The organism is Thalassolituus maritimus (assembly GCF_900156675.1).
GTDB classification, from domain to species: domain Bacteria; phylum Pseudomonadota; class Gammaproteobacteria; order Pseudomonadales; family Oceanobacteraceae; genus Thalassolituus; species Thalassolituus maritimus.
On sequence record NZ_FTOH01000004.1, the window covers coordinates 67,820 to 80,449 of the forward strand.

The window sequence follows — 12,630 nt, forward strand, 5'->3', positions numbered from 1 at the left end:
TTATCGCGAATAGCCTCCGGCTGATTCGCTCCCACAATACGGATCGGGGATAAAATCCCCTCCTAAATTAGACTCTGAGTTATCGCTCATACCTGTGGGAGCTATTCAGCCAGCTTGCCTGGCTAATAGCGACAGTGATACATGCAGATAGATCATCGCGAATAGCCTCCGGCTGATTCGCTCCCACAATACGGATCGGGGATAAAATCCCCTCCTAAATTAGACTCTGAGTTATCGCTCATACCTGTGGGAGCTATTCAGCCAGCTTGCCTGGCTAATAGCGACAGTGATACATGCAGATGGATCATCGCGAATAGCCTCCGGCTGATTCGCTCCCACAATGTATGGTCGGGGATAAGATCCCCTTCTACATCGGCAATGCAATTCACCTCGTAGGAGCGCTTCAGCCAGCTTGCCTGGCTATGCGCGATTTCCCTCAGCTAGCCTCAGAGCGGCTTCATATGCGGGAAGAGAATAACATCCTTAATGGTGTGCGAATCGGTAAACAGCATCACCAGACGATCAATACCGATACCCTCACCTGCAGTCGGTGGCATACCGTACTCCAGCGCACGAACGTAATCTGCATCGTAGTGCATTGCTTCGTCGTCACCGGCGTCTTTTTCTTCAACCTGCTTACGGAAGCGAGCGGCCTGATCTTCGGCGTCGTTAAGCTCCGAGAAGCCGTTTGCCAGCTCACGTCCACCGACAAAGAATTCGAAGCGGTCAGTCACAAATGGATTGTCGTCGTTTCGGCGTGCTAGCGGCGACACTTCCCATGGATATTCGGTAATAAAGGTCGGCTGATCGAGTTTTTCTTCAGCGGTTTCTTCAAAGATTTCGCAGATGTACTTACCCGGGCCCCACGCAGATTGTTTTTCTGACTGAGGAATACCGACTTTTTTCGCGTACTCTTTCAGCGTGTCGATATTTTCTTCCGGATTATTCAGTACATTGGCATCCATATCCGGGTTGTACTTCAGGATTGCATCGACCATGGTCATGCGCTGGAATGGCTGTGCAAAATCGTATTCAGACTCACCGTATTTAATGGTGGTGCTACCAACGACGTTTTCAGCGACAAAGCGCAGCATGCCTTCGGTCAGGTCCATCATGTCACGGTAATCGGCGTACGCCTGATAGAATTCGATCATAGTGAATTCTGGGTTATGGCGAGTACTCAGACCTTCATTACGGAAGTTACGGTTAATTTCGAACACACGCTCAAAACCACCGACGACGAGGCGCTTAAGGTACAGCTCAGGCGCAATACGCAGGAACATGTCGATATCCAGCGCGTTATGGTGAGTTTCAAATGGCTTCGCCGTTGCACCGCCCGGAATGGTTTGCAGCATTGGCGTTTCGACTTCCATAAAGCCGCGCTGCGACAGATAAAAGCGAATACCTTCGATGATTTTTGAACGCATCAGGAAGTTGTTACGCGTTTCTTCGTTGATGATCAGATCAACATAACGCTGGCGATATTTCAGTTCCTGATCCGCAAGGCCGTGGAATTTATCCGGAAGTGGGCGCAGTGACTTAGTCAGAATCTGGAAGTTGCTCAGATCACCCACATCAACGTACAACTCGCCTTTACCAGACAGGCTCAGTGTGCCGGTTGCCGCCACGATGTCACCGATATCCAGTGACTGCCACGCGGTGCTTTCTTTCTGCAGCGGCTTAGCCATATATACCTGCAAAGAACCGGTGACATCCTGAATACCGATAAACGGACCGCCGCGGCGCATAACACGACCAGCTACCGCAACTCGGTGACCTTCTTCAGCCAGCTGCTCTTTGCTTTTTTCACCGTGTTCAGCTTTCAGATCAGCTGCCAGATGCTCCCGACGGAAGTCGTTCGGGTGGCCATTAGATTTGCTGTTTTCACGCAGCGTTTCGAGTTTGGCACGACGCTCGGCGATGAGCTTGTTTTCGTCCTGAGCGGTTTGGTTCTGATCTGTCATTTGGCACCCGGTATTCTAGGGATCAATGTTAAATTCTGTTTGGTCTGCAAATAAACATCGCGCAACCTTCGCGTTGCGCTCCTACAGGATTCTTTTATCGTAGGAGCGCTTCAGCCAGCTCGCCTGGCTATGCGCGAGAAAATCTTACTGAGGGCGAATTCTGCGAAGGCAGAGCTAGGCGGTGGTCGGCTGAGGGAGCGGAGTGTACTGAAGTACATGAGCATCCCGAAACCGGCCATCAACACAGCTATGTCGAGCAGAAACGGCCTCAAAGCCCGGATTTCAGGCTCGCTTCAATAAACTGGTCCAGATCGCCATCCAGAACAGCCTGCGTATTACGCGTTTCAACGCCGGTGCGCAGATCTTTAATACGCGCGTCATCCAGCACGTACGAACGGATCTGGCTGCCCCAGCCGATATCAGCTTTGCTGTCTTCCAAGGCCTGAGATTCAGCACTGCGCTTCTGCAGCTCCAGCTCATAGAGCTTGGCTTTCATCTGCTTCATCGCCTGATCTTTGTTCTTGTGCTGGGAGCGGTCATTCTGACACTGGGTCACGGTGTTGGTCGGCAAGTGCGTAATACGTACCGCGGATTCCGTCCGGTTAACGTGCTGACCACCCGCGCCGGAAGCACGGTATACGTCGATGCGGAGATCGGCCGGGTTAATATCGATTTCGATATTGTCGTCGACTTCCGGAGAAACGAATACCGATGAGAATGAGGTATGACGGCGGTTACCCGAATCAAACGGGCTCTTACGTACCAGGCGGTGTACACCGGTTTCTGTACGCAGCCAACCATAAGCGTATTCGCCCTGAACGTGAATCGTCGCGCCTTTGATACCTGCAACTTCACCTTCGGAGACTTCCATCAGCTCGCCTTTGAAGCCATGCGCTTCGATCCAACGCAGATACATACGCAACAGCATATTGGCCCAGTCCTGAGCTTCTGTACCACCTGAACCAGCCTGAATTTCGACGTAGCAGTTGTTCTCGTCCATCTCGCCCGAGAACATACGACGGAACTCGAGGACTTCCAACTCTGACTGAAGACCATCCAGTTCGCTTTTAACTTCGTCGACGGCATCTTCATCGTCTTCTTCGACCGCCATATCAAGCAGATCTTTGGCATCGCCGAGACCGCTATCCAGGGTATCAATGGTCTTAACAACGGCTTCCAGAGAAGACCGCTCGCGACCCAGCTCCTGTGCGCGGTCCGGGTCATCCCAGACATCGCCCTGAGCCAGTTCGTGTTCTACTTCTTCGAGACGCTCAACCTTGTTGGCGTAGTCAAAGATACCCCCTAAGCACGTCGGTGCGTGCCTGAAGGTCTTTAATCTGTTCGACGATTGGATTGATTTCCAAGGTGGGTACCCCTGTCGCTGTCTAACGTATGAAAATGACGCGGCATTTTACAGGAAAGACAGCGGGGTTTCATCCTGTGTGGCATAGAACCACACAGTGATTCCTTGTGGGAGTGAATCAGCCGGAGACTATATGCGATATTCCGCTTCGCTATTGGTCAGGCAAGCTGACTGAATAGCTCCCACAAACACTTTGACTCTGGGTGGGAGCGAATCAGCCGGAGACTATCTGCGATATTCCTCTTCGCTATTAGCCAGGCAAGCTGACTGAATAGCTCCCACAAACACTTTGACTCTGGGTGGGAGTGAATCAGCCGGAGGCTATTCGCGATAACCCTCTTCGCTATTAGTCAGGCAAGCTGACTGAATAGCTCCCACAAACACTTTGGCTCTGGGGGAAGTGACTCAGCCGGAGACTATCTGCGATATTCCGCTTCGCTATTAGTCAGGCAAGCTGACTGAATAGCTCCCACAAACACTTTGACTCTGGGTGAAGTGACTCAGCCGGGGACTATCTGCGATATTCCTCTTCGCTATTAGTCAGGCAAGCTGACTGAATAGCTCCCACAAGTGCTTTGGCTCTGGGTAAAGTGACTCAGCCGGAGACTATCTGCGATATTCCTCTTCACTATTAGTCAGGCAAGCTGCCTGAATAGCTCCCACAAACACTTTGACTCTGGGTGGGAGCGACTCAGCCGGAGACTATCTGCGATAACCCTCTTCGCTATTAGTCAGGCAAGCTGACTGAATAGCTCCCACAAACACTTTGACTCTGGGTGGGAGCGACTCAGCCGGAGACTACCTGCGATATTCCTCTTCGCTATTAGTCAGGCAAGCTGACTGAATACCTCCCACAAACACTTTGACTCTGGGTGGGAGCGACTCAGCCGGAGACTATCTGCGATATTCCTCTTCGCTATTAGTCAGGCAAGCTGACTGAATAGCTCCCACAAACACTTTGGCTCTGGGTGGGAGCGAATCAGCCGAAGGCTATTCGCGAAATATTAATCCTTGTTATTGCCATTGAGCGCATCAAACTGCTGCTTCACATAGTCCAGCGTTGTGTTCAGCGTCTGAATCAAAGAGTCGTTATACAGGAACTTAGCCTTCAGGCGCGCTTCCTGCGCATCCATGCGGGCCTCAAGATCCGCACGATCTTCTTCAACCGTGGTAATGTCCTGATCCAGTGCCGACAGCTTGTTAGTAATGGTACCGCTACTGTTATCGAGGAAGTTCAGAAGAATATCTTTCAACTGATCGCCGAAGCCGGTGATGTAGGTGATATCTCCGCGGTCACCGATATCCCCACCAGTGACTTTCAGGCGAATACCCGACGCATCATCGATTTCGCCATCGGCGTCTTTTCCGCGTTCACCATCACCAACACCCCTGACAAAACCAAATAAATCGGCTGCGTCGTTTGGCAGGTCTTTGATCTCGACCGACGAATCGGCACCAGTACGATTAGAAATAATACCGAACTTGTTAAAGGCGAACGACGAGGTGTCATCTGTGTATTCAACCTTCACAGAAACGCCCTCTGCTTTTAGCGTGGCGTTGTCATTGATCGCCGTTTGCATGGCCGATGCCAGTGCAGATCCGCTGATGTAGGTCGCCGGGAAGTTCAGTTGAATTTCGGCCTCTACTCCATCCACTTCGATGGTGAAACTACTGTTGTCAGCATCAAGCACAACCGGCGTATCAAAGCCTGCCGACTCGTTGCCAATGTAGAAACCAGGCGAAGCCTTAACGTTGCCATCAACGGCGCGCAGGAACTGTCCATTACCGGAGGCTTCGACGCCGTTAATCTTACCGGCGACATTCTGACCTTTCGCAATCTCCTGACTGTAAAGACTGACGTCCTGCAGGCCAAGGAAAGCGATAGCGTCCGCATCAAGCTCAGTGAACCCAACACGAGTACCTTCACCACCAATCTGAATATTGAATGAGCCAAGGTCGCTGTCAGGGTCGTAGTTGTAGCTGACAACCGGATCAAGGTCATAACCGAACTCACGACCGCTGCTCATACCGAAACCGTCGAAACCATTGGTGCTGGTCTCGGCAGATAATCCCAGTGACGTCGCTGCCGTACCGCCGAGGTTGCTCACCTCAATGCTGGCCGCAGAACCGAATGTAGCTGACGTTTTTACACCCTCTTTCGAGTTCGTCTCAAAGTACAACTGACCAGAACCATCCACCGCGGCCGTAACATCACCTGCCTGGTATTCACCTGTGGCGATCAAAGCTTCATCCAAGGCACTCTGGATCGCAACCAGATTCGACTGGCTATCGTTACTGCCGGATGTGCCATCACCTGTCACGTCCACATTGATAGCAGTTCCTCCGACGGTCAGTGTAAAACTGGCGTTCTGACCTGGCGCCGAGAAATCGAAGCCAGTAGAAATATCACCAAAAGCCGATGTCTGAGCACCACGGCCGTCACTGACGACTTCGATAAACTCCTCATGCCCGGTCGCTACTGTGCTGAGTTTCAGGCCCGTACCGTCCAGTGAGGCGGTCACTACGCCTGCACCATAAGCAGCATCAAGCGCTGCTTGCACGTCAGCAACATTGTCACCGGAATCGGTATTAACAAGAATGTCCTGCTCTACGCCCGACACATTCAGGCGGAACCCGGCATTTGTTGTGCTGAAGTCGATATTGGCACTGATGTCACGCGAACCGGTCGCTGTCTCGCCGCCGCGTACAACGCCAGCAAAGTTAGGATCTGTGCTTAAAGTGGCGCCCAGCTGGTTCTGTATTTCCGTCGCCAGGTCAGCACCGGTCAGATACGTCCCTGCGGGAATTGAAACAAAGCCATCAGAATCGATGCCATCCACCTGCACTTTAAAATTAACCGCAGCCGGGAAATCAAGGCCGGGATCTTTACCATTGGTCTGAGCGCCCTGCGTCGCATCAAGGCCGAGCTGAGTATCAGTAACCGATGCGCCAACAGACGCAATTTCAATTGAGCTTGCCGCACCAACCGATGTCGTTTCGAACTTCAGATAACCATTGTTATCGAACGTGGCCAGCACCTGACCATTGAGAGCAGTCGAATCAATCGCCGTCTGAATCGCCTGCAAGGTATCATTGCGATCGCCGAACACGCCATCGCCATTCAGGTCCTGTCCCTGAGCGTTCAGATCGACAGTGACTGCGATGGGTCCCGAGCCATCCACATCAAGGCTGAAAGTCGCATTATTTGCCTGAAAGTTAATCCCGGTTTCGGGATTGAGAAAGCGACTTCCCGCGTCGGTTGTAGCACCACGTCCAGCAAACGCCGCCGCATTTAAGGTCGTCAGTTCTCCACCTTCGTAAGTACCGCTACCCAGCGCACTGAAGCCAAGGGTGTTAGCAGTATTGCCACTCACCGACTTAATATAAACCTGAGAATCAGCCCCATACTTATTCGACGTGATAGAAAAGTTATTACTGCTGGTATTGAAATCCACCGATACCGAGTGACCAAACTGAACCAGGGTGTCGGTACTGTTGATCTGCAACGCCAGCTCTGCCGCCAGATCATCGCCCGAGGTGTAATCTCCATGCGTCAGATTTACGGTCGCATCTTTGCCATTCACATTAATCGTAAATGTATCGTTACTGCTGTCGACAGTGACAGGAGACGCAAAATCCAGCAGGCCAAGAGATGCCGATGTATATTTTGCCTGCGTCGCCAGTTGAGTAATTTCAACGCCGTAAGTACCTGACTTAGTATTAATTGAGTCGTTTACGTAGGTAATCTGGCTGTCGCTGGTTATACCGGACTTCGCCAGAATACCAACGATAGATGAACGCTCTTCATTGATGGCTTTACGGAATACCGATGGGTCGTACTCAAGCAGATAATCGTTATTGCGATTAGTATTTACACCCAGCTCTGTCAGCGAGCGATACTCACCATTGAGGCCTGCAATCGGCTGAGATATCAATGAGCGAATCTGGCTTTGCATAGTACGGATGGTTGAATCACCCAAAAGCAGACCCGCCTGCTGACTGTCCGTATCGTATGAGGAAAGATCGTCCACAAACTGCTTCAGATTGTTGTAGGCATCAACAAAGCCCTGAATGTTTTCGCTCAGCGTATCGGTATCTGGTGTCACACCAATGCTTACCTGAGTACCGACATCGGCACTTTTCAGGTTGATGGTCACGCCTTTAATCACCTCATCAACACTGTTGCTTTCTCGGGTGATCGTAAGGCCGTTCACTCTGAGCTGCGCATTTTCGCCGCGGCTTGTCTGTTCAAGATTATCAGGGCCAGCCTGAAGCTCATTAAACGCCATCGACGCCAGGCCATTGGTCAGTAGGTTACCGCCCTCGTCGCGCGCTTCAATGCGCATGGCGTTGCTGGAACCCGTATCGTCGCTCGTCATCAGCAGACGGTAACCACTGCCATCGTTAATGATTGAGGCTGAGACGCCCATATTAGCGTTATTGATCGCATCACGAATACCGCTCAGGGTGCGATTAGATTCGTCAATCGTGATGGTACGGGTCGGCCGATCGGTATTCACGTCCTGGCCAGTAATGTTGCCCGTGACGGCATCATAATTATTGGTACCAAAGCTGAACGTCAGCTCACCTGTGCCAACGATTTCGTCAAAACTGTTGAACGTACCCGTTGCCAACGAGTGAGACTTTGCCGTGTTAAGAACCTCAACACTGTAATTACCTGGATCGGCAGTCGTTGAGGTAGTAACGGTCAGAATATCTTCGTTGCTGGAAGTAGCGAGGGTCGCACCTGCCGCACTCGGTGATGCGAGGTTGTTAACAGACGACTGCATGGTCGACATCAAAGATTTGATTTCGCCATAGGCGGTGATTCTGGCCTCGATCAGTTCCTGACGACGATCTAGACGAAGTTCACTGACCTCTCTCTCAGCGCCAATGATCTTATCGACGAGGTCGGTAGTCAGTACACCTGAGCCCAGACCTAACGATTCTATCGATGCCATACAATCCTCTTGCCGCATATTGCGGCCATAAAAAAACCCACACTCACCTTATCGGCCAGTGCGGGTCTCTTTTTAGAGCGGTTTACTTAACCGTTACACTTGCGCACTGAACAATAAAGATGGCTCTTCATCATTCAATTTCTGCGCCAGCTCCAGGGCCAGCTCACTGGGGATCTGACGAATCAGTTCCGCAGAAGCTTTATCATAGACGCTGATAACCGTCTTACCGCTGTTTTCATCCAGTTTGAAGTCCAGAGTCCGCTCTGTCTGTTGCACGTATTCATTGATACGGGAAACAGCGTCACGCACTTTGTCTGAACTCACTTCTGCCCGGGCTTCGGCACCCTGCGGCAATTCCTTGCCGCTGGTAGCGCTGATATTAGCGCTGACGTTGACCTTAGCAGACTGACCCTGGGTGACGCTGACAGTGGACGCCGCAGCGGACTTATCCATCATGTTATTTCTCAGCTCGTTCATAATTCACCTCGTTGGTATCTGAGTCAGCAAAGATGGGCTGAAAAGCCAGCCCACCTTACCGGTTACCTTATCCCAGCAGAGACAGAACCTGCTGACCTGCGGCGTTGGCCTGAGCCAGTACCGAGATACCAGCCTGCTGCAGTACCTGAGTACGTGACAGCTCGGCGGTTTCGGCCGCAAAGTCCGCATCCTGAATCCGTGAGTTCGCAGCATTCAGGTTCTCAGAGGTCACCTGCAGGTTGCTCACTGTGGATTCGAGACGGTTCTGAATCGCACCAAGGTCGGCTCGCTGGCTCGCCACCTGACCGATCGCATTGTCGATCGCAGTGATGGCTTCCTGAGCGCCTTCGAAGGTAGAGATGTCGATATCAGCCAGGAACTGACCATCTTCACCGCCGCCGTAGGTACCTGTCGCCAGACCGATAGCCTCAAGTTCAGAGTTACCGTTCGCACCGCCTTCCAGAGTGAACTCTTTCGCAGAAGACAGTGAGATTGAACCGTAAGTGGTCTCGTAAGCCGCGGCTTCCGCAGAAGTACCACCGCCTGCTACAGAGCCCTCACCGAAGGTTGCTTCACCGATACCGTCGACTTCAGCATCCAGACCAAGGACAGCACCAATCGATGCGCTTGAGCCAGACTTATCGTCGATAGCGATAGAGACGTTACGACCATCTGCTGCAGTCAGCGTCAGAGACACACCGTTATCAACCGCTGTTACACCTGTTTTACCAGAGTTCTGGTTGATCAGGTTCAGTGCATCAGCACGTGCGCGGTCAGAGTCCAGGTTACCACCGCCGTCAGTCTGCAGAGTTACCGTACCAACTTCTACACCGTTGATGTAGATACCAGCCTGGTCACCCTCTTCGAACTGGGTCAGGTCAACGTTAGTGCCGTCGCCACCAACCACCTCGGTCGCATTAACTTCAGCAGATACGCCAGTCTCATCAGATACTTTGTTGATTGCTGCTGCAATCGCGATCGCCGACTGAGATTTCTCAGAAGACAGGATCTTAGAACCATCTGACGATACGGTTGCAGAAGCAGTATCCGCATTCACATCCGCACCACCGATGGTAACGCCGTTGATCAGCAGGTCACCGTCTTCCAGGCCGTTAACACCTGTGTAGTCTTCCGAAGCACTTGTACCACTGAACAGCTCGCCACCCGTAGTTGGATCAGACAGAGTGACATTCACATCCTGACCATCATCAGAGTAGAACTTCAGTTCGCCTGACAGGTTCAGAGCGTTTTCGCCGATCTCTGTAGTACCGCCCTCAGCGACTGTAATAGTCTGGCCACTGGCGTTCTCAGTTTCCAGGCTAACCGTGTCAGCGCTGTAGTTACGGATGGTCAGTGATACTTCGCCGCTGTCTGCGTCGTAAGTTGCTGATACATCCATATTGGCTGTAGAGAAGTCTGTACCGTTAATGTCATCAGCCAGACCTTGCAGCGTGAAGTTACCAGCGCTGTCTGGGGTAGCCGTCACATCGATATTGACACCGCCCGCCGAGAAACGCAGTTGCTCACCAGACTCAAGAGCCGAGTCTGTAATGGTCAGGTTGATTTCTTCGTAGGCGCTCACACCACTCACACCGTCGATGGCGCTTGCCAGCTCAGCAACCGTAGAACCTGCCTGCAGAGGTGCAGAAGGTGATACATCAACACCGCCAACACTCACTGAAAGGTTAGTTTCAGACGTCGTTGTCAGAACATCGCCCGCCGAAGAGCTGTCTGTCACTGTACCCGGAGCAGCCAGCAGTTCAGAACCTGCGTCAGTCAAAGTCACGTCAACCGCTTCACCGGTTGCAGACGTTGATGCAAAGGCCAGCTCACCATTCAGAACGGTTCCATTTGCCGTGGTAGAAATGGCAGTACCATTGATGCTGACTGAACCAGCAGTTGTTCTGTCAGCACTCAACTGAGTCGCTGTCTCATTACGGAAGGTGAAGGTCACGTCACCGCCAGTACCGTCCAGCTCAGCATTCAGGAAGCCTGAAGTACCCAGAGCAGCATTGAAGTTACCGGCATTCAGCTGATCTACCACGCTTTCAGCGCGAAGGATCGCAGACGTTCCAGAAACATTCACGGTCACGCCGCCAATGTCGAACGAGTCACCCGCATCCAGACCGGAAAGCGTCATGGTGCCCTGCTCGTAGAAGTTAACATCGATACCCGCGGTGGTTGCCACAGTTTCAGCAGCATCTGCGTATGCAGCGATGGCTTGGTCACCGGCATTCGAGTAGGTCACTGCGGTTGTTCCCTGAACGATGGTTACAGAGGCGCCGCTATCTGTGATCTGTCCGCTTGTACCACCCGTGGTAACAGACGTGGTAACACTACCACCAGCCTGAGAAATAAAGGTACCGCCCGAGTCAGCACGCTGCAGAGTGTTCGCCAGCGAACCCCCGCCAACGGTAGAAGCTTTAGTATCGTCAGCCACTTTAGAAGACACAGATACTGCTTCAGCGCGGTCGTAGGTACCCGCAGTCAGACCCGCATTTGAAAGGTCGCCACGACCAGTGCCGTTACCACCCGATACTTCAATGGTTTTCTGATCGCCGTCAGCAATCAGAGTGTAACCGCCTTCATAGGTGTTGCTGTACGTAGTACCAGACTGCACTGTCGCACCGCCAGCAAGACCGGTTGCCGCAGCAAAGGTATCCTGGTCGAGGCCATTCAGTTCAGTGGTATCGAAGGTCAGAGTGATGTTACGGCCGTCTTCAGCGACAAGGTTTACACCCGTCGAACCGTTCTCAGTGTCCACCGCACGTACACCAGTCTGTTCAGAAACTGCATTGATCGCCTGAGTGATCGCTGCACGGGACTGAGCCGTATCGGTCGTAGTAGAGAAAGAAATGTCTACACCGTTCAGAGTGAAAGTACCGGAACCCGCGGTGCCGCTCATCTCACTACCACCCGCCACGTTTTCATTTACCTGAGCGGTAACGCCAGTTTCGTCGCTGTAACGGTTAATCGCTGCTGCTTTAGAAATCGCAGAAGCGGCATTGTTAGAAACAGAAGAAGTATCGTCCTCTGCACGAGAAGCGGCGATTGCAACACCGTTGAGCACCAGGTCACCGTTTTCCAGAGCGAAGTCAGTACCACGCGCTGAAAGACCTGACTGAGAAGAAGAACCCAGTTTGTCAGCGGTCAGCTCACCGATAGAGATATCAACCGTCTGACCGGCATTCGCACCGACCTGGAAAGTTGCAGAGAAAGAACCATCAAGCAGCTTACGGCCGTTGAAGTCAGTTTCTTCTGCAGTACGTGAAATCTCAGAAACCAGCTGATCAACCTCAGCCTGAAGAGCTTCACGGTCAACGTCAGAGTTCGTGGCGTTAGCAGACTGAACCGCCAGCTCACGAATACGCTGCAGAGATTCATTAATAGAACCCAGTGCACCTTCAGCAGTCTGTGCCAGAGCAATACCGTCACCGGCGTTACGTACGGCTACATCCAGACCTTTGATCTGAGAGGTAAAACGGGTAGAAATCGCCAGACCAGCAGCGTCATCTTTAGCGCTGTTGATACGGAGACCAGAAGACAGGCGCTGCAAGGCCTGCTGGTTCGCCGACTGGGATTTGTCCAGGTTACGCTGAGCGTTCAGCGAGGCAATGTTGGTATTAATAATTTGAGGCATGGTGTTTCTCCTGTACCTACTTCTATTGGAACCGGCATCACCTTCGACGCTTTTCGGCTCCGCCTGACTTTGTCATAGGGTTTAACGGCGCCCCTGTAGAGTTCTTTAGAAGTTTTTTTCAACAAAGTGACTGGCATCTGCGACGCACTTTTGACACCCTCACAACAGCCTCAGTAACCCACTGATATACAAAGAAAATTATTTTTGACACTCACTAAACCTGGC

At 52.1% G+C, this 12,630-nt stretch carries 5 protein-coding genes; all 5 read right to left on the bottom strand.

The genetic code is table 11. From position 1 onward, the window contains the following. Window positions 1–446: 446 nt before the first annotated feature. The gene (gene lysS / locus BW941_RS07260; protein ID WP_068436284.1) at window positions 447–1,964 is read right to left on the bottom strand and encodes a lysine--tRNA ligase; all 1,518 of its coding nucleotides are present in this window, start codon (window positions 1,962–1,964) and stop codon (window positions 447–449) included. A 268-nt stretch (window positions 1,965–2,232) separates the two neighbouring features. Continuing rightward, a protein-coding gene (prfB, locus tag BW941_RS07265) for a peptide chain release factor 2 (protein WP_139325782.1) occupies window positions 2,233–3,328 on the bottom strand; the annotation gives its coding sequence in 2 pieces (ribosomal slippage) (window positions 2,233–3,255 and window positions 3,257–3,328; 1,095 coding nt in all). Between the two features lie 1,003 nt (window positions 3,329–4,331). Continuing rightward, entirely contained in the window at window positions 4,332–8,288 is a 3,957-nt protein-coding gene (gene fliD / locus BW941_RS07270) for a flagellar filament capping protein FliD (RefSeq protein ID WP_076514944.1), read from the bottom strand. Window positions 8,289–8,381: 93 nt separating this feature from the next. Next, entirely contained in the window at window positions 8,382–8,765 is a 384-nt protein-coding gene (locus BW941_RS07275) for a flagellar protein FlaG (RefSeq protein ID WP_245820068.1), read from the bottom strand. A 67-nt stretch (window positions 8,766–8,832) separates the two neighbouring features. After that, window positions 8,833–12,405 carry a flagellin N-terminal helical domain-containing protein gene (locus tag BW941_RS18035; RefSeq protein ID WP_076514945.1) on the bottom strand — a complete coding sequence of 1,191 codons (3,573 nt, stop codon included), beginning with the start codon at window positions 12,403–12,405 and terminating at the stop codon, window positions 8,833–8,835. Window positions 12,406–12,630: the final 225 nt, after the last annotated feature.